General features: G+C 64.4%; 18 protein-coding genes. 13 read left to right on the top strand and 5 right to left on the bottom strand.

Annotated features, from left to right (window positions below; translation table 11 throughout):
- The first annotated feature begins 2 nt into the window (after positions 1–2).
- The 3 genes from PWP93_RS04925 (at position 3) to PWP93_RS04935 (ending at position 3,203) form a co-directional block, all read left to right on the top strand.
- Positions 3–1,058, top strand: a complete 1,056-nt coding sequence (locus tag PWP93_RS04925; protein WP_421043681.1) for a sulfate/molybdate ABC transporter ATP-binding protein — start codon at positions 3–5, stop codon at positions 1,056–1,058.
- 95 nt (positions 1,059–1,153) lie between these two features.
- Complete coding sequence (locus PWP93_RS04930; RefSeq protein WP_421043682.1) at positions 1,154–2,080, top strand: CysB family HTH-type transcriptional regulator; 927 nt, start codon at positions 1,154–1,156, stop codon at positions 2,078–2,080.
- A 91-nt stretch (positions 2,081–2,171) separates the two neighbouring features.
- Positions 2,172–3,203 carry an asparaginase gene (locus PWP93_RS04935; RefSeq protein WP_421043683.1) on the top strand — a complete coding sequence of 344 codons (1,032 nt, stop codon included), beginning with the start codon at positions 2,172–2,174 and terminating at the stop codon, positions 3,201–3,203.
- A gap of 83 nt (positions 3,204–3,286) precedes the next feature.
- Here the strand turns inward: PWP93_RS04935 and lysM are convergent, their stop codons facing one another.
- The 4 genes from lysM to gcl form a co-directional block, all read right to left on the bottom strand.
- Entirely contained in the window at positions 3,287–3,787 is a 501-nt protein-coding gene (gene lysM, locus PWP93_RS04940) for a peptidoglycan-binding protein LysM (protein ID WP_421043684.1), read from the bottom strand.
- A gap of 631 nt (positions 3,788–4,418) precedes the next feature.
- Positions 4,419–5,312: a 2-hydroxy-3-oxopropionate reductase gene (locus PWP93_RS04945; protein ID WP_421024105.1), complete on the bottom strand. Its 894-nt coding sequence runs from the start codon at positions 5,310–5,312 to the stop codon at positions 4,419–4,421.
- A gap of 54 nt (positions 5,313–5,366) precedes the next feature.
- Complete coding sequence (gene hyi, locus PWP93_RS04950) at positions 5,367–6,164, bottom strand: hydroxypyruvate isomerase (RefSeq protein WP_421043685.1); 798 nt, start codon at positions 6,162–6,164, stop codon at positions 5,367–5,369.
- A gap of 106 nt (positions 6,165–6,270) precedes the next feature.
- The gene (gene gcl, locus PWP93_RS04955; protein ID WP_421024103.1) at positions 6,271–8,055 is read right to left on the bottom strand and encodes a glyoxylate carboligase; all 1,785 of its coding nucleotides are present in this window, start codon (positions 8,053–8,055) and stop codon (positions 6,271–6,273) included.
- Between the two features lie 200 nt (positions 8,056–8,255).
- On the opposite strand from gcl, the gene PWP93_RS04960 reads away from it, so the two are divergent.
- The 10 genes from PWP93_RS04960 (at position 8,256) to PWP93_RS05005 (ending at position 16,151) form a co-directional block, all read left to right on the top strand.
- On the top strand, positions 8,256–9,161 hold the full coding sequence (locus PWP93_RS04960; RefSeq protein WP_421043686.1) for a LysR family transcriptional regulator: 906 nt from the start codon (positions 8,256–8,258) through the stop codon (positions 9,159–9,161).
- A 219-nt stretch (positions 9,162–9,380) separates the two neighbouring features.
- Positions 9,381–10,169, top strand: a complete 789-nt coding sequence (locus tag PWP93_RS04965) for an RNA polymerase sigma factor (protein ID WP_421045010.1) — start codon at positions 9,381–9,383, stop codon at positions 10,167–10,169.
- Positions 10,159–11,076, top strand: a complete 918-nt coding sequence (locus PWP93_RS04970; RefSeq protein WP_421043687.1) for an anti-sigma factor family protein — start codon at positions 10,159–10,161, stop codon at positions 11,074–11,076. The genes PWP93_RS04965 and PWP93_RS04970 overlap by 11 nt, the downstream gene beginning before the upstream one ends.
- A gap of 171 nt (positions 11,077–11,247) precedes the next feature.
- Positions 11,248–11,619: a 30S ribosomal protein S6 gene (gene rpsF / locus PWP93_RS04975; RefSeq protein ID WP_027818337.1), complete on the top strand. Its 372-nt coding sequence runs from the start codon at positions 11,248–11,250 to the stop codon at positions 11,617–11,619.
- Between the two features lie 59 nt (positions 11,620–11,678).
- On the top strand, positions 11,679–11,978 hold the full coding sequence (gene priB, locus PWP93_RS04980; protein ID WP_028216786.1) for a primosomal replication protein N: 300 nt from the start codon (positions 11,679–11,681) through the stop codon (positions 11,976–11,978).
- A gap of 2 nt (positions 11,979–11,980) precedes the next feature.
- Positions 11,981–12,256, top strand: coding sequence for a 30S ribosomal protein S18 (gene rpsR / locus PWP93_RS04985; RefSeq protein ID WP_035526157.1), 276 nt, complete (start codon positions 11,981–11,983; stop codon positions 12,254–12,256).
- Positions 12,257–12,283: 27 nt separating this feature from the next.
- A complete protein-coding gene (gene rplI / locus PWP93_RS04990; protein WP_421024100.1) occupies positions 12,284–12,736 on the top strand; it encodes a 50S ribosomal protein L9 in 453 nt (150 codons plus the stop codon).
- Between the two features lie 202 nt (positions 12,737–12,938).
- The gene (locus tag PWP93_RS04995) at positions 12,939–14,321 is read left to right on the top strand and encodes a replicative DNA helicase (RefSeq protein WP_035526163.1); all 1,383 of its coding nucleotides are present in this window, start codon (positions 12,939–12,941) and stop codon (positions 14,319–14,321) included.
- A gap of 182 nt (positions 14,322–14,503) precedes the next feature.
- Positions 14,504–15,130: a DUF47 domain-containing protein gene (locus PWP93_RS05000; protein WP_035526166.1), complete on the top strand. Its 627-nt coding sequence runs from the start codon at positions 14,504–14,506 to the stop codon at positions 15,128–15,130.
- Between the two features lie 10 nt (positions 15,131–15,140).
- On the top strand, positions 15,141–16,151 hold the full coding sequence (locus PWP93_RS05005; protein WP_213295212.1) for an inorganic phosphate transporter: 1,011 nt from the start codon (positions 15,141–15,143) through the stop codon (positions 16,149–16,151).
- A gap of 90 nt (positions 16,152–16,241) precedes the next feature.
- Here the strand turns inward: PWP93_RS05005 and PWP93_RS05010 are convergent, their stop codons facing one another.
- The gene (locus tag PWP93_RS05010) at positions 16,242–17,048 is read right to left on the bottom strand and encodes an SDR family oxidoreductase (RefSeq protein ID WP_421043688.1); all 807 of its coding nucleotides are present in this window, start codon (positions 17,046–17,048) and stop codon (positions 16,242–16,244) included.
- Between the last annotated feature and the right edge of the window lie 136 nt (positions 17,049–17,184).

A 17,184-nucleotide genomic window follows, 5' to 3' on the forward strand; every position in this document is an offset into this window, starting at 1 on the left:
AGATGGGCATCATCGTTCGTAATCTGCACAAGCGTTTCGGCGATTTCACCGCGCTCGACCATGTTTCGCTCGACTTTCCGGCGGGCGAGCTGGTCGCCTTGCTCGGGCCTTCCGGATGCGGCAAGACCACGCTGCTGCGCGTGATCGCCGGGCTCGAATATGCCGATGAAGGCCAGGTCGTGCTCCAGGGGCAGGACGTGGCGATGGTTGGCGCACGCGAGCGCCAGGTGGGCTTCGTGTTCCAGCATTACGCGCTGTTCCGCCATATTACCGTGTTCGAGAATGTGGCGTTCGGGCTGCGCGTGAAGCCGCGCAACGAGCGTCCCTCCGAAGCGCAGATCCGCGAGAAAGTGCATGAGCTGCTCAAGCTCGTGCAACTCGACTGGCTCGCGCTGCGCTATCCGTCCGAGCTTTCCGGCGGCCAGCGCCAGCGCATCGCGCTGGCCCGCGCGCTCGCCGTGGAGCCGAAAGTGCTGCTGCTCGACGAGCCGTTCGGCGCGCTCGACGCGAAAGTGCGCAAGGAGTTGCGCAGCTGGCTGCGGCGCCTGCACGACGACCTGCACATCTCGACGATCTTCGTCACGCACGACCAGGAGGAAGCGCTCGAAGTGGCCGACCGCATCGTCGTGATGAATCATGGGCATGTGGAGCAGGTCGGCAGCCCCCAGGACGTGTACGATCATCCGCAGTCGGCGTTCGTCTACGAGTTCCTCGGCGCGGCGAACCGCTTGCATGGGCGAGTCGGTGCGCAAGGCTTCGTGGCCGACGGCGCGGCGCAGCCGATCGCGGTGCAGGCCGGCTTCGAAGGTCCGGCGCTCGCCTACGTGAGGCCGCACGATTTCGTGCTGCATCGCGATGCCGACGCACATCGCGACGGCCTCGTCGTGGACGTGCGCCGTGTGGTGACGCTCGGCGGCGCGGTGCGCGTGGAACTCGAAAGCCGTGCGGGCGGCGTGCTCGAGGCGCAGCTCGATCGCGAAACCTGGCGCGCGCTGAGTCTCGCGCCCGGCGACGGCGTGACAGCGGTGCCGCGCGGGCTGCGCGTGTTTCCCGCCTGATGGACGGCGCATAACGAATAATTGACCGATTGATCGCCGAATTAGTCGACACATTAATCGACGAAAGCGCGGTTGGCGGTTCAGGAGAGAAGAACATGAATTTTCAGCAGTTGCGTTTCGTGCGTGAAGCCGTCCGGCAGAACATGAACCTGACCGAAGTGGCGAACGTGCTCTATACGTCGCAGTCGGGCGTCTCGAAGCAGATCAAGGATCTGGAGGACGAACTCGGCGTCGATATCTTCATTCGCCGCGGCAAGCGCCTCACGGGCCTCACCGAGCCGGGCAAGGCCGTGCACCAGTTGATCGAGCGCATGCTGCTCGACGCCGAGAACCTGCGCCGCGTGGCGCGCCAGTTTGCCGATCAGGACAGCGGCCATCTCGTCGTGGCCACGACGCACACGCAGGCGCGCTACGCGCTGCCCAAGGTCGTGCACCAGTTCCGCGAAGTGTTTCCGAAGGTGCATCTCGCGATGCGCCAGGGCAATCCGCAGCAGATTGCGCAGATGATCATCAACGGCGAGGCCGATATCGGCATCTCGACCGAGGCGCTCGACCGCTTCCCCGATATCGTGACGTTTCCTTGCTATTCGTGGCATCACGTGGTGGTCGTGCCGAAGACGCATCCGCTCGTGGGCCGCGAGAACCTCACGCTCGAGGAGATCGCCGAGTTCCCGATCATCACCTACGACCAGGACTTCACGGGCCGCTCCCATATCGATCAGGCGTTCGCGAAGGCCGGCACCATGCCGGACGTGGTGCTGACCGCCATCGATGCGGACGTGATCAAGACCTACGTCGAACTGGGCATGGGCGTGGGCGTGGTGGCCGCGATGGCTTACGACCCCAAGCGGGATAGCGAACTCGTGGCGCTCGACACGCAGCATCTGTTCGAGGCCAGCACGACGCGCGTGGGCCTGCGCAAGGGCGCCTTCCTGCGCCAGTACGCCTACAAGCTGATTGAAATGTTCGCGCCGCAGCTCAACGAACAGCAGATCGCGAGCCAGTTGCGCGAGGCGGTTTGAAACAGGGGCATCATCCGGATCGTCTGGCCCGGTCGTTCTCCGGTCTTCTGTCTATTTCTGGGCCGGCGGCGATTCGCTTAGAATCGCGGCCATGAATACGCCCACTTCTCCCCAATACGCGCCCGGCGCTCCGTCGCTGCCGCGCGTCGCCGTGCTGGCCACTGGCGGCACCATCGCGGGCTCCGCGCCCGACGCGGCCAATACCGCCGGCTACCAGGCCGGTGTAATCGGCGTGGCGCAGTTGCTGGCGGCCGTCCCGGGTCTCGACGCGCTCGCGCGGATCCAGGCCGAGCAGGTCGCGAGCGTCGACAGTAAAGACATGTCGTTCGCCCTCTGGAGCGCGCTCGCGCAGCGCGTGAACGAGTTGCTCGCAGACGACGACATCGATGCCGTCGTCATCACGCATGGCACCGATACGCTCGAAGAAACCGCTTATTTCCTGCATCTCACGGTGAAGAGCCGCAAGCCCGTGATCCTCACGGCGGCCATGCGGCCCGCCTCGGCGCTCTCCGCCGACGGTCCGCTGAACCTGCTCAATGCCGTGGCGCTCGCGGCGAGCGGCCAGGCGACCGGGCGGGGCGTGCTGGTGGCATTCAATAACCGCATCCATTGCGCGCGCGACGTCATCAAGATCAGCACCTATGCGGTGGATGCGTTCCAGTCGCCCGAGATCGGCGCGCTGGGCTGGGTGCAGGACGGGCGCGTGGAATTCCAGCGGCGCGCGCTGCGTGCCCATACCGTGGATGCGCCCTTCAATGCAGATGGGCAATGGCCGCAGGTGGAGATCGTCACGAGCTACGCGGGCGCCACGCGCATCGCCGTGGACGCGCTCGTGAGCGCAGGCGTGCGCGGCATCGTCGTGGCCGGCACCGGCAACGGCTCGATTCACACCACGCTGCAGCAGGCGCTTGCCGAGGCGGCGGCGCGCGGGGTTGCCGTGGTGCGCGCGTCGCGCGTGGGGTCGGGACACGTGATGCACAACGGTGCGGCGAAGGACGATGTGCTCGGCTTCGTCTCGGCGGGCACGCTGAACCCGTACAAGGCGCGCGTGCTGCTGATGCTCGCGCTTGCGGCGGGCACGAGCGGGAAGGCCGCGTTGCAAAGCGTGTTCGATACGTACTGAGCGATAAGCGCTAAACGACAGGAACCATGCAAACGGGCCTTGCGGATTGCTCCGCAAGGCCCGTCTTTTTTCAGCCGAGCGCCTTATTGCAGCGGCGGAATCACGAGCACCTGGCCGGGGTAGATCTTGTCCGGGCTCTTGAGCATGGGCGTGTTCGCCTGGAAGATGACGTCGTTTTTCGCGCCGCTGCCGTAGTACTTCTCGGCGATCTTCCAGAGGTTGTCGCCCGAGACCACGGTGTGGTGCTGCGCTTCGGGCGCCGGATTCGTCACGCTCATCTGGTCGTCGACCTTGTCCACGTTCTGGACATTGCCGGCGGCCACCAGAATCTTTTCCTTGGTTGCCTGGTCAACGGCATTGCCCGTGACGGTGACCGTGTGCGAAATGCCGTCATAGGTCACGCCGAGGTTGTCGGCGTCGAGACCCTGTGAGCGGATGTAGGCGGCGATCGCATCGCCGGCCTTCTGGTTCAGATCGGCGAGATTCGCAGCCGGCGCAGCTGCGGTTTCTGCGGCCTGGGCCGGAGCGGCGGCTGCGCCGAACAGCTTTTCGCCGGCTTCCTTGATGAAGTTGATGATGCCCATCGATCACACTCCTCACGTGCTGGGATTGATTGGGTAGCCACGCAGCGGGTAGCGGGTCCACCTTGCGCCGTCTGCGTGACAGACGGATGAAAGCACGATTCTAGAAACGCAGGTGCGAGGACGTCCAGCGTTCGAGCGTTAAAGAGTGTGAAGCGCGCGGCAGGCGTTGCGCGAGAGCAGGGCGGGGAGTGCGTGGAGGAAAGGGAGCGCTGGTGCGCCGAACGCGTGACGGCTGATGAAGTGTGTCGCAATCCGACAGGCGGACACCCGGTGATGACGTCTGACCGACCAAGGCTTCCCCGCCGTCACCGAGTGCCGCTTTCGGACCCCACTGGCCGCCCTCAGCCCAGAGCGGCCTCGATTTGCTTCGCGATGGTTGCCGCCACCACGAAGCGCCCCACCTGTGGCCGTCGCGTTTCGTGCGCGCCAGCCTGAATCTGGATGTTGCCAACTGCCTGGTTACTGCCTGGTAGTTGTCTGGCCGTTGCTGCCTGGCCATTGCCAGGCGACTGCCCAATCTCAGCGAGGCATTGCGCGCGGATGCTGTGTGCATTCGCGTGCAATGCCTCATCTGCGGAACAACTCGATCAAGCCGCTTTCGAGTCGCGCGAGCGACTCGAGCGGTTTTGCTTTACGCCTTCTTGCCTTCGGTGATTTCGAAGTTGGCCATGATCTCGAGCGCGCGGACCATTGCCGAGTGGTCCCATGCCTTGCCGCCGTTTGCTGCACACACGCTGAAGAGTTGCTGTGCGCTGGCGGTATGCGGCAGGGCGATGCCCAGCTTGCGTGCGCCGTCGATGGCGAGGTTCAGGTCCTTCTGGTGCAGTTCGATGCGGAAGCCCGGATCGAACGTGCGCTTGGTCATGCGCTCGCCGTGCACTTCGAGAATGCGCGATGCAGCGAAACCGCCCATCAGCGCCTTGCGAACGCGCTCCGGATCGGCGCCCGAGCGTGCGGCGAACAGCAGGGCTTCCGCCACGGCTTCGATGTTCAGCGCGACGATGATCTGGTTCGCGACCTTGGTCGTCTGGCCTGCGCCGTTCTCGCCGATCAGCGAGATGTTCTTGCCCATCAGCGCGAATAGCGGCTTGGCCAGTTCGAACGACTTTTCCGGGCCGCCCACCATGATCGTGAGCGTCGCTTCGCGCGCGCCGACTTCGCCGCCCGAAACCGGTGCGTCGAGGTAGTCGCAGCCGAGCGCGTTGATCTGCTTGGCGAACTCCTGCGTTTCGATCGGCGAGATCGAGCTCATGTCGATCACGAGCTTGCCGGCCGAGAGGCCCTTGGCGACGCCGTCATCGGCGAACAGCACCTTCTGGACGTCGGGGGTGTCCGGCACCATCAGGATGATGACGTCCGAAGCCTGCGCGACAGCGGTCGAGTCGGCCACCACGGTGGCCTGCTTGCTGAGGTCTTCAGGCACCGGGAACTTGCCGTTCACGACGAGTTCGTGGCCGCCCTTCAGAAGGTTGCGGGCCATGTGCGAGCCCATGATGCCGAGGCCGATAAAACCAATCTTTGCCATCTGTATGTCTCCGTTGAGTCGAATGCGGTTCGATGTGGGGTCGACGCGACCTGGTCAGGCGAGTTCAGCCGCGCGTTGCTGCGCGTTGCGCAGCCAGCCGAGGCCTTCGACGGTCGTCGTGCGCGGCTTGTACTCGCAGCCGATGTAGCCTTCGTAGCCGAGCGAGTCGAGCAGATCGAACAGGAAGGGGTAATTGATCTCGCCCGTGCCCGGCTCGTTGCGGCCAGGGTTGTCGGCGAGCTGGATATGGGCGATCTTCGCGAAGTGTTTCTTGATCGTCGCGGCGAGCTCGCCTTCCATGCGCTGCATGTGATAGATGTCGTACTGCAGGAACAGATTGTCCGAGCCGGTCTTCGCGATCACGTCGAGCGCTTCGGCCGAACGGTTCAGCGCGAAGCCCGGGATGTCGTACGAATTGCACGGCTCGACGAGCAGGCGGATGCCTTCGCGCTTGAGCTCGCCCGCGGCGTAGCTCAGGTTTTCAACGATGGTTGCAAGTGCGGTGTCGGGATCGATGCCTGCCGTGGGGATGCCCACGAGGCAGTTCAGTTGCGGCACGTTCAGCGCACGGGCGTACTCGATCGCACGGCCGACGCCTTCCTTGAACTCGCCCTTGCGATCTGGCAGGCAGGCAATGCCGCGCTCGCCGCCTTCCCAGTTGCCGGCGGGCAGGTTGTGCAGCACGAGCTTGAGCTTGTGCGCGGCGAGGCGCTCGGCCAGTTCCTCGGCCTTGAACGGATACGGGAACAGGAATTCGACAGCATCGAAGCCCGCCTCGGCTGCCGCGGCAAAGCGGTCGAGGAACGGCACTTCGTTGAATAGCATGGTGAGATTCGCGGCGAATTTTGGCATGGTGCTGGGTCTCGCTGGTCGGTCAGTAAAAAAGGAATCAGGCAGGCGGCGCGCCGATACTGGACGCGCGGCCTGCTGGGGTGATGCTCGGCTCAATGCGCTCGACTTAGTCGAGCGCACTCAGGGGCGTGATAGCCGTCGGTGCGTGCTCCGGCTTCTCGGCGAGCTCTTCGAACTCGTTGATCGCGTCGATCTCGGCGCCCATCGAAATGTTCGTCACACGCTCGAGAATCACTTCGACCACCACCGGCACGCTGAATTCGGCGGCCATGGCCTGCGCCTGCTTGAGCGCCGGCTCGATTTCTTCCGGCTTGAACACGCGCAGCGCCTTGCAGCCGAGGCCTTCGACCACGGTCTTGTGATCGACGCCGTAGCCGTTCATTTCAGGCGCATTGATGTTTTCGAAGCCGAGCTGGACGCAGTAGTCCATGTCGAACGCGCGCTGTGCCTGGCGGATCAGGCCGAGGTACGAGTTGTTCACGAGCACGTGGACGTACGGCAGCTTGAACTGTGCGCCGGCTGCCAGTTCCTCGATCATGAACTGGAAGTCGTAGTCGCCCGAGAGCGCCACGATGGGGCGCGACGGGTCGGCTGCGCGCACACCGAGCGCTGCCGGAATCGTCCAGCCGAGCGGGCCTGCCTGGCCGCAGTTGATCCAGTTGCGCGCCTTGTAGACGTGCAGGAACTGGGCGCCTGCGATCTGCGAGAGACCGATCGTGCTCACGTAGCACGTGTCGCGGCCGAACACCTTGTTCATCTCTTCGTACACGCGCTGCGGCTTGATCGGCGTGTTTTCGAAGTGCGTCTTGCGCTGCAGTGTGCGCTTGCGTTCCTGGCAGTCGGCGACCCAAGCGCTGCGGTCCTTGAGCTTGCCAGCAGCCTTCCACTCTTGCGCGACCTGGACGAACAGTTCGAGCGCAGCCTTGGCGTCCGAAACGATGCCCAGATCCGGGCCGAACACGCGGCCGATCTGCGTCGGTTCGATGTCGACGTGCACGAACTTGCGGCCCTTCGTGTAGACCTCGACGCTGCCCGTGTGGCGGTTCGCCCAACGGTTGCCGATGCCGAGCACGAAGTCCGATGCGAGCATCGTCGCGTTGCCGTAGCGATGCGACGTCTGCAGACCGACCATGCCGGCCATCAGCGGATGGTCGTCGGCGATCGCGCCCCACGACATCAGCGTCGGGATCACGGGCACGCCCACGATTTCGGCAAACTGCACGAGCAGGTCTTCGGCTGCCGCGTTGAGCACGCCGCCGCCCGAGACGATCAGCGGCTTTTCGCTGGCGTTGAGGAGTTCGATCGCAGCTTCGATCTGCTTGCGCGTGGCTTGCGGCTTGTAGACCGGCAGCGGCTCGTAGGTGTCGATGTCGAATTCGATTTCGGCGAGCTGCACGTCGATCGGCAGGTCAACCAGCACCGGACCCGGACGGCCCGAGCGCATCAGGTGGAATGCCTGCTGGAAAACGCGCGGCACGAGTGCCGGCTCACGCACGGTGACGGCCCACTTCGTGACGGGCTTGGCGATCGACTCGATGTCGACAGCCTGGAAGTCTTCCTTGTACAGGCGTGCGCGCGGTGCCTGACCCGTGATCGCGAGAATAGGAATCGAGTCGGCGGAAGCGGAGTACAGGCCCGTAATCATGTCGGTGCCCGCGGGGCCCGAGGTGCCGATACAAACGCCGATGTTGCCGGCGTTGGCGCGTGTGTAGCCTTCGGCCATGTGCGAAGCGCCTTCGACGTGGCGGGCGAGCACATGGGTGATGCCGCCGGCTTTTTTCATCGCCGAGTAGAAGGGGTTGATTGCAGCGCCGGGCACGCCAAAGGCGGTGTCGATGCCTTCTTTTTCGAGCACCAGAACGGCTGCGTCGACGGCTCTCATCTTGGCCATGAAAAGTCTCCTGAATGTTGCTAATGCTTTGAGGGGCTGCGCCATGGGGATGGCGGGCATTGGATACGACGGTTGAGGCTCACTTTAGACGCGCTGGAAAGGTTTGATAAGATCAGCCCAGGTCGTTTATTCCGAAACAAAAAGTATGGAATTGCCGTGGGCGGCGCTTGCGGGGCGCGGCATGAGACAGGAGGGCAGGCATGGACCGCTTCAAGCAGATTGAAACCTTTGTGCGCGTGGCCGACGCGGGCAGCCTTGCGGCGGCAGCGCTGACCGAGGGCGTCTCGCCGGTGATACTCGGGCGGCGCATCGACGCGCTCGAAAAACGCCTCGGCGTGAAACTCATGTACCGCTCGACGCGGCGGCTCGTGGTCAGCGAGGAGGGCGGCGCATTCCTCGAGCGTTGCCGCGGCCTGCTGCTGGAGTGGGAGCAGGCCGAAAACGAGCTGTCCGCCGGGCGGCGCGTGGTCAACGGGCATCTGATCGTCTCCGCGCCGGCGGCCTTCGGGCGCAAGCACGTGGCGCCGCTCGCGCCCGCATTTCTCGCCGACAAGCCCGAGCTCCAGGTCTCGTTCAACTTGACCGATCGCGTGGTCGATCTGGTGCGCGAGGGTTACGACCTGTCGATTCGCATCGGCGGGTCCGTGGACCCGAATTTCGTCGCGGTGAAGCTCGCCACCAACCGGCGCGTGGTGTGCGGCACGCCCGAATACTTCCGCAAGCACGGCAAGCCGAAGACGCTCGAAGACCTGCCGAATCACAACTGTCTCGCCTTCAATCTGCAGGGCGGCCAGAACCGCGGCTGGTATTTCAGCCGCAACGGCAAGCTCGCAACCGTGCGCGTGGGCGGCACGCTCGACTGCAACGACGGCGAGCTGCTGCACCGCTGGGTCACCGAGGGGCTTGGGCTCGGCTGGCGCTCGACGTGGGAGATCGATGCGCAGCTCGCGCGCGGCGAACTGGAGACGGTGCTCGACGAGTACGCGCTGCCCGACTACGACATCCTCGCCGTGTACCCGCAGCAACGTTACGTTCCGGCGCGGGTGCGCTATTTCATCGATTACCTGAAAGAGGTCTACGCGCGGCCAGGGTACTGGAGCGGCTAGGCCTGATCGGAGACCCCTGATTTCAGGCCCGCGCATGGCCCATTTATTTTTCGTTTTCGCACGTATTTCTCGGGAATAAACTGGCCGCTGTGCGGGTAATGCATGAGCGAGACCGGCGCCGGCGTGCGCGTTGTGCGCGGCGTCGAGCGTTGAGGTCGCGCCGCGAGCCATCAGGCACGAGGGGACCAAGTGGGCGAATCCGCGAACGGGGCGCACGAGATGCACGAAGTGCACGAGGGATCCGGTGATGCGCAGCGCAGCCGCCGTTTTCAGGCGCTGGCGCTGCCGCATCTGGATGCCGCGTACAACCTTGCCCGCTGGCTTTCGCGCAATCCCGGCGACGCCGAGGACATCGTGCAGGAAGCTTTTTTGCGCGCGTTCCGCTTCTTCGACGCGTTTCGCGGCGACCAGGCGCGGCCCTGGCTGCTCGCGATCGTGCGGCGCGTCTGGTACGACGAGTGGCGGCGGCGCGCGGGCGCGGAGGAAGTTGCGCCGTTCGACGCGTTGCGCGACGACCAGCCACCGGACGGCTGGGACACGGGCAGCGCCGACCCGGAGGCGTCGGCGATTCGCGCCGAGGACGCGCGGCGCGTGCAGGAGGCGCTGCAGCGCCTGCCGGTGGAGTACCGCGAGGTGCTGGTGCTGCGCGAGCTGGAGGAATTGGGCTATCGCGAGATTGCGGCGGTCATCGACGTGCCGGTGGGCACGGTGATGTCGCGGCTCGCGCGGGGCCGCAAGCGCCTCGCCGCGATGCTGGCGGCGCAGGCATGTAGCGGCGGTGCGGCGGCCGGGCCGGCAAAGGCGGTCGAAAGGACAGCCGGCGATGCGGGCAATATGGCCGACAACGCGGCCAGCAAGGCAGATTTCGGGGCAAGCAAAGCGTGGAGACCATCCGGCCGGGGGGCCGACGGCCGGTTCCGGGAGGAGCCGGCCGTCGACGGCGGAGCGCGCGAGCCTCAGGGGCCGTGTGCGCCACGTCCTGCCACGGAGGCGCCCGATGAACTGTGACGAAGCGAGCCCGCTGGTCGAGGCAAGCGTCGACCGTGAACTTTCCGCCGCCGACGAATGGCGCGTGCGCGTGCATCTGGCTGGCTGCGCGCAATGCCGTGGCGCGGCTGCGAATGTCGAAGCCATTTCCCGTCTGACGCGTGCGGCGCCCTGCTATCGGGCGCCGGAGGGCCTCGCCGCGCGCATCGTGGCGGCGTTGCCGCCCGTGCAAAGCCCGTCGATGACCGCTGACCACGTGCACCGCGAGGCGCCCGCGCGAACCGGCGCATGGCGCCGCTGGCTGCCCGGCCTGCGAGGGCGTGCGCCAGGCGAGGGCGGTGCTGGCGGGCGGTCCCGGGGCGCTGGCGGCACAAGTACGGCCGGCCTGCCCGCTGCGGGGCTCGCAGGATTCGCATGCGTCGTGCTGGTGCTGTGTGCCTTGAGCGTGGCGACGGTTCTGCATCTGCGCAAATCCGCCGCTGATGGGGCTTTTGTCGAGGAGCTCGTGGCCAGCCATGTGCGCGCGCAGATCTCGGGGCGCGATCTCGACGTGGTGTCCACGGACCGCCATACGGTGAAGCCGTGGTTCAACGGCCGCATCGACTATGCGCCTCCCGTGGAGGACTTCTCAGCGCAGGGCTTCCCGCTCATGGGCGGCCGTCTCGATTATGTGGGGCGCGAGCGAGTCGCGGTGCTGGTTTACCGCTACCGCAAGCATGTGATCGATGTCTATGTCTTCCCGCCCGGCGTGGCGGGGCCGATGACGGAAACCGCCGTGCCTCGCACGAGCGAAGGCTATTCACTTGCCCGTTGGCAGGCCGCCGGCATGACCTGGTGGGCCGTCACCGATGCGGGCCCGGATGCGCTCGCCGGCCTGCGCGCGGCGCTCGATGCGCGGCTCGCGGACAGCCGCAGCGGCAGTGGCTGAGACGCCGGCGGGCGTACGCCAGCGCGCAAGTCCTTGAAAACATGTCTGAAACGCTGCGCGAAACCATAATTTCGGTTGCGCGAGCGAGGCAGATCGCGCTACAATCTTCGGCTTCTCACTTGCCGCACCGGTTCCGACGCCCGGGTGGCTTAAATCCATAAGGAGTGATACATGCGTCATTATGAAATCGTCTTCATCGTGCACCCCGATCAAAGCGAGCAAGTGCCCGCGATGATCGAGCGTTACAAGAGCACGATCACGTCGCACGGTGGCCAGATCCACCGCATCGAAGACTGGGGCCGTCGTCAACTGGCCTACATGATCGAGAAACTCGCGAAGGCTCACTACGTCTGCATGAACATCGAATGCGACCAGACCACGCTCGACGAACTGGAACACGCATTCAAGTTCAACGACGCTGTTCTGCGTCACCTCATCGTCAAGATGAAGAAGGCCGAAACCGGCCCGTCGCCGATGATGAAGGAAGTGCAGCGCGAAGAAGCCAAGAAGGCGGCTGCCCAGCCGACCGAAGCGCAGGCTTAATAACACAAGCCACCAGGATCAACGCTCATTTGCCTGACTCATTTGCTTAAATTCGCCCCGTGAACAGGCTGCAGCTTACGGCTAGCGTCGTAGAACGCGAACCGGTGCGGTACACCCCCGCCGGCGTTCCGATCGCAAGCGTCACGTTGCAGCATCGCACGGAGGTCGTCGAAGCCGGCATTGCCCGTTTCGTCGAGCTCACGATGCCCGCGGTGGCGGCAGGCAAGGCCTGCGGTCTCGTCGAAAGCTGCGAGATGGGCGTGGAAGCGCTCTTCACCGGATTTTTGGCGAAAAAGCACCGCAACGCGCGAACCCTGGTGTTTCACATCACCGAAATGCAAGGTACAGGAAAGGACTAATCATGGCCCGCCCTACTGGTAAGAAATTCGACAAGCGTCGTCAGCAACAAAACCCGCTCTTCAAGCGCAAGAAGTTCTGCCGCTTCACGGCTGCAGGCGTCGAGCAGATCGACTACAAGGACCTCGATACGCTGAAGGACTTCATCGGCGAAAACGGCAAGATCACGCCGGCTCGTCTGACGGGTACGAAGGCCCACTATCAGCGTCAGCTGGACACGGCTATCAAGCGCGCGCGTTTCCTCGCGCTGATGCCGTACACCGACCAGCACAAGGCCTAATAAGACGACGCGATAAGGAGCAATAGAATGCAGATCATTCTTCTGGAAAAAGTCGTCAACTTGGGTAACCTCGGCGACATCGTCAAGGTGAAGGACGGTTACGCACGTAACTTCCTGATCCCCAACAAGAAGGCACGCCGTGCCACGAAGGACGCAATCGCCGAATTCGAAGTTCGCCGCGCCGAACTCGAAAAGGCCGCCGCTGAAAAGCTGGCAGCCGCGCAAGCCGAAGGCGAAAAACTCAACGGCCTGACCGTTCAGATCGGCCAGAAGGCTGGCGTGGACGGCCGTCTGTTCGGCTCGGTCACGAATGCGGACATCGCCGTTGCGCTCGGCAAGGTTGGCTTCGCAGTGGAAAAGATGCAAGTGCGTCTGCCGGAAGGCCCGCTGAAGATGGTGGGCGACCACCCGGTGCAAGTTGCGCTGCACACCGACGTCCTCGTCGACGTCATGGTGTCGGTGCTGGGCGAGCACGTCTAAGCATTGAGGCAGCCTGCGGGGCGACCCGCCAGGCCGCTCGAGCGCCGTAGTTCACCGCTGTTTCAAGGAAGGCAGGAGCCCCCGCGGCTTCTGCCTTTTTTGTTGTGTGCACAGCCGCTGCCGCTGAAGCGCTGGCACTGTGCCGTCGAATGCTGCCGTTTCGCTTGTTCCAGGTAGCCGGCTTGTCCGATAATTGCCCTCCATGAATGCTCCGAAAGATCCCCAACTCGAATCGCTGAAAGTCCCGCCGCATTCGATCGAGGCCGAACAGTCGGTGCTCGGCGGCCTGCTGCTGGATAACGGCGCCTGGGACCGGATTGCCGACTTCCTCTCGCAAAGCGACTTCTACCGCTACGATCACCGCCTCATCTTCGAGCATATCGGCCGCCTGATCTCGGGCGCGCGCCCGGCAGACGTCGTGACCGTGTACGAGGCGCTCGGCACCTCGGGCAAGGCCGAGGAGGTGGGCGGGCTCGCGTACCTGAACGCGCTTGCGCAGAACACGCCGAGCGCCGCGAACATTCGCCGCTATGCCGAAATCGTGCGCGACCGCGCGGTGCTGCGCCGCCTGGTGTCGGTCGCCGACGAAATTTCCGCCGATGCTTTCAACCCCCAGGGCAAGGAAGTGCGGCAGCTCCTCGACGAAGCCGAGGCGAAGGTGTTCTCGATCGCCGAGGACGGCGCGCGCGGCACCCAGGGCTTCCTCGAGATCGGGCCGCTGCTTACGCAGGTGGTCGAGCGCATCGACACGCTCTATCACACGGCCAATCCGAGCGACGTGACGGGCACGCCCACCGGCTTCATCGACCTCGACCGTATGACCTCGGGCATGCACGGAGGCGAGCTGATCATCGTGGCGGGGCGTCCGTCAATGGGCAAGACCGCGTTTTCCATGAACGTCGGCGAATACGTGGCCGTGGAGTACGGTCTGCCGGTCGCGGTGTTCTCGATGGAAATGCCGGGCACGCAGCTCATCATGCGCATGCTCGGTTCGGTCGGGAGGCTGGATCAGCACCGCATGCGCACGGGCCGCCTCACCGACGAGGATTGGCCCAAGCTCACGCACGCCGTGCAGAAAATGAGCGAGGCGCAGATCTTCATCGACGAAACCGGCGGGCTGAATCCGATGGAGCTGCGCTCGCGCGCGCGGCGTCTGTCACGCCAGTGCGGCAAGCTCGGGCTCATCATCATCGATTACCTGCAGCTGATGAGCGGTTCCTCGTCGGGCGAGAACCGTGCGACCGAAATTTCGGAGATTTCGCGCTCGCTCAAGAGTCTCGCCAAGGAGCTCGACGTCCCGGTGATTGCGCTTTCGCAGCTCAACCGCGGTCTCGAACAGCGTCCCAACAAGCGTCCGGTCATGTCCGACCTGCGCGAATCGGGCGCCATCGAACAGGATGCGGACGTCATTCTGTTTATCTACCGCGATGAAGTCTACAATCCCGACAGCCCTGATAAAGGCACGGCGGAGATCATCATCGGCAAGCAACGTAATGGTCCGATCGGGCCAGTTCGACTCACGTTCCACGGCCAATACACGAAGTTTGACAATTTTGCCGGTGCGCAGAACTTCTATGGCGAGTAAGGCGTAGTAGCGGGGAAGTTGCTGAAAAACGGGGTGTGGGCTTGCGCCAAAGTGGCGCAAGCCGGGTTCTGACATCCCCAGATGCATGCGGCGTCCAGCCCGTGACGATACAATGTCGCCGTTTTATGACGGCTATCTTGCCGTTTTGTGACGGCGATCCGAGACCAATTACCGGGATTCCAATGTTCGGTCGATTCATGCCCACTGAGGGCAAGTTCTTCGAAATCTTCAACGCGCACGCAAAGTGCATCGTATCCGCAGCCCGTGAGCTCGAGCTCCTGATCGACAATCTGGCTGATGCGGAAGTTCATAAACAGAACGTGCAGACCGCCGAAAAGGCCGCCGACAAGCTCACGCACGAAGCCATCGACCTGTTGCACAAGACCTTCATCACGCCGTTGGACCGCGACGAGATCCACAAGCTGATCACGACGATGGACGACTGCCTCGACCTCATGGAGGACGTTGCCACAGCCATCTCGCTGTACGACGTGCAGTCGGTGACTTCCGAGGCCAGCCAGCTCGCGCATGTGGTCACGGCCACGGCCGAGCGCGTGCAGGCGGCAGTGGCGCTGCTCTCCGACATGAAGCAGGCGCGCGAAATCCTGAAGGCGTGCGAGGACATCGACCGCCTCGAATCGGATGCGGACCGCCTGCTGCGCGCGGCCATGTCCAAGCTCTTCCGCGAGGAAGACAACGTCAAGACGCTGATCAAGCTGAAGGCGATCTACGAGATCCTCGAAGCGATCACGGATAAGTGCGAGGATGTCGCGAACATCATCGAAGGCATCGTGCTAGAGAACGCCTGAGCGGACCGCGATGCATTCCATACAACTCGCCCTCTGGGTGGTCGTCGGACTGGTGGCCATCTCCCTCGTCTTCGACTTCATGAACGGCTTTCACGACGCGGCGAATTCCATCGCCACCGTCGTGTCGACGGGCGTGCTCAAGCCGCAGCAGGCCGTGGCGTTCGCCGCCATGTTCAACGTGATTGCCTATTTCGTTTTCCACCTGAAGGTGGCGCAGACGGTGGGCAAGGGCACCATCGACCCCGATATCGTCGACCACTACGTGGTGTTCGGCGCGCTCGTGGGGGCGATCGGCTGGAACGTGCTCACGTGGTACTACGGCATTCCGTCGAGCTCCTCGCACGCGCTGATCGGCGGGCTCGTGGGGGCCGCGCTCGCCAAGTCGGGCTGGCACTCGCTGAACTTCGACGGCCTCATGAAGACCGTGGCCTTCATCTTCATCTCGCCGCTGCTCGGCTTCGTGCTGGGTTCGTTCTTCATGCTGACGGTGTCATGGCTGTATTTCCGCACGCCGCCCAGCAAGGTGGACCGGCGTTTCCGGCGCCTGCAGCTGATCTCCGCAGGCCTCTATAGCCTCGGCCACGGCGGCAACGACGCGCAAAAGACCATCGGCATTATCTGGATGCTGCTGATCGCGACGGGCTACGCCTCGGCAACGGCCGCCGCACCGCCCATCTGGGTGATCGGCGGCTGTTATCTGTCGATGGGCATCGGCACGTTGTTCGGCGGCTGGCGGATCGTGCGCACCATGGGTCAAAAGATCACCAAGCTCAAGCCCGTGGGCGGCTTCTGCGCGGAGTCGGGCGGAGCGCTTACGCTCTTCACGGCGTCGGCGCTCGGCATTCCCGTGTCCACGACGCATACGATTACTGGCGCGATTGTCGGCGTGGGCGCGACCCAGAAGCTCAGCGCCGTGCGCTGGGGCGTAGCGGGCAACATCGTCTGGGCCTGGATTCTGACGATTCCTGCTTCTGCGACGCTCGCCGCAGCGGGCTGGTGGATCGGCCACCGGTTCCTGTAATCAGTCAGGACTGGTTGGACAGCACGGCGCCTTCGGGCGCCGTTTTTTGTTTGGGCGTGGGCCGGTAAGGCACGGGCGGCCGCCGGCGGATCAGATGATCGGCGTCGTGCAGCCGTCCATCGGCACGATCGCACCGGTCACGTAGCTGGCCCGGCGGCTCGCCAGAAAGAGGGCGACGTCGGCGATTTCCTCCGGCTTTGCGTAGCGTCCGAGCGGCACCCTGGCCTCGCCACGCGCGAGTGCGTCTTCGGCGCTGATGCCCTCGCGCCCCGCTTCCAGTTGCACGGCTTCTTGCAGGCGCTCAGTGAGCGTTGCGCCCGGGTTGATCGCATTGATGCGGATGCCATAGCGCGCGTGATAGTGCGCCAGCCCCACGGTGGCGAGCATGAGCGCCGCATTCGCCGCGCCGCCCGCGATATGGATGTCGCTGGCGTACTTGCCGCCCATCCCGATGATGTTGACGATCGCGCCCGGCTCCCTGGCCGTGTCGGCCTTGACGCGAGCCACCATGCGGCGCAGCACCTCCTGCTGCGGGTAGATGTACGGGAAGTACTTGGCTTCCATGGTCGCCTTGAATGCGTCGGCGTCGAGCGATTCGGGATCGTAACGGCGCGCGGCGCCCGCGCTGTTGATGAGGATGTCGATGGGCCCCACGGCCGTCGCGACTTCCTCGACGACGTCGGCGGCGCTGTGGGGCTCGTGCAGGTCGGCGCGCGTGAGGTGGATGTGGAGCCCTTCGCCGGCCAGTTGCTCGCGCGCGCGCGCCAGGTTGGCAGGATCGCGCGAAACGATCGCGACTTTCGCGCCTTCCCTGGCGAATGCGCGAGCGCAAGCGAGGCCGATTCCCTTGCTGCCGCCCGTGACGAGAACCACTTTGCTGCCGAGTCCGAGTTCCATCGCTACCTCGCTGCGCGAAAGTAAAAAAACGGTCCCAAAACGATAGCAGACGCGCAGCGTGCGCGAAACCGCCAAGTCTTTCGATTGGCCTTTCGGCCAGGAGCGGGTGAGTCTGCGGACGCCGCACCGCGGAAAA

This window comes from Paraburkholderia sp. A1RI-2L, from assembly GCF_048957375.1.
Lineage (GTDB): Bacteria > Pseudomonadota > Gammaproteobacteria > Burkholderiales > Burkholderiaceae > Paraburkholderia.

What these genes read in the sequence shown, in the direction of transcription:
- PWP93_RS04925 (WP_421043681.1), top strand. Translation starts at nt 3, where the DNA reads ATGGGCATCATCGTTCGTAATCTGCACAAGCGTTTCGGCGATTTCACC.
- PWP93_RS04930 (WP_421043682.1), top strand. Translation starts at nt 1,154, where the DNA reads ATGAATTTTCAGCAGTTGCGTTTCGTGCGTGAAGCCGTCCGGCAGAAC.
- PWP93_RS04935 (WP_421043683.1), top strand. Translation starts at nt 2,172, where the DNA reads ATGAATACGCCCACTTCTCCCCAATACGCGCCCGGCGCTCCGTCGCTG.
- lysM (WP_421043684.1), bottom strand. Translation starts at nt 3,787, where the DNA reads ATGGGCATCATCAACTTCATCAAGGAAGCCGGCGAAAAGCTGTTCGGC.
- PWP93_RS04945 (WP_421024105.1), bottom strand. Translation starts at nt 5,312, where the DNA reads ATGGCAAAGATTGGTTTTATCGGCCTCGGCATCATGGGCTCGCACATG.
- hyi (WP_421043685.1), bottom strand. Translation starts at nt 6,164, where the DNA reads ATGCCAAAATTCGCCGCGAATCTCACCATGCTATTCAACGAAGTGCCG.
- gcl (WP_421024103.1), bottom strand. Translation starts at nt 8,055, where the DNA reads ATGGCCAAGATGAGAGCCGTCGACGCAGCCGTTCTGGTGCTCGAAAAA.
- PWP93_RS04960 (WP_421043686.1), top strand. Translation starts at nt 8,256, where the DNA reads ATGGACCGCTTCAAGCAGATTGAAACCTTTGTGCGCGTGGCCGACGCG.
- PWP93_RS04965 (WP_421045010.1), top strand. Translation starts at nt 9,381, where the DNA reads ATGCACGAAGTGCACGAGGGATCCGGTGATGCGCAGCGCAGCCGCCGT.
- PWP93_RS04970 (WP_421043687.1), top strand. Translation starts at nt 10,159, where the DNA reads ATGAACTGTGACGAAGCGAGCCCGCTGGTCGAGGCAAGCGTCGACCGT.
- rpsF (WP_027818337.1), top strand. Translation starts at nt 11,248, where the DNA reads ATGCGTCATTATGAAATCGTCTTCATCGTGCACCCCGATCAAAGCGAG.
- rpsR (WP_035526157.1), top strand. Translation starts at nt 11,981, where the DNA reads ATGGCCCGCCCTACTGGTAAGAAATTCGACAAGCGTCGTCAGCAACAA.
- rplI (WP_421024100.1), top strand. Translation starts at nt 12,284, where the DNA reads ATGCAGATCATTCTTCTGGAAAAAGTCGTCAACTTGGGTAACCTCGGC.
- PWP93_RS04995 (WP_035526163.1), top strand. Translation starts at nt 12,939, where the DNA reads ATGAATGCTCCGAAAGATCCCCAACTCGAATCGCTGAAAGTCCCGCCG.
- PWP93_RS05000 (WP_035526166.1), top strand. Translation starts at nt 14,504, where the DNA reads ATGTTCGGTCGATTCATGCCCACTGAGGGCAAGTTCTTCGAAATCTTC.
- PWP93_RS05005 (WP_213295212.1), top strand. Translation starts at nt 15,141, where the DNA reads ATGCATTCCATACAACTCGCCCTCTGGGTGGTCGTCGGACTGGTGGCC.
- PWP93_RS05010 (WP_421043688.1), bottom strand. Translation starts at nt 17,048, where the DNA reads ATGGAACTCGGACTCGGCAGCAAAGTGGTTCTCGTCACGGGCGGCAGC.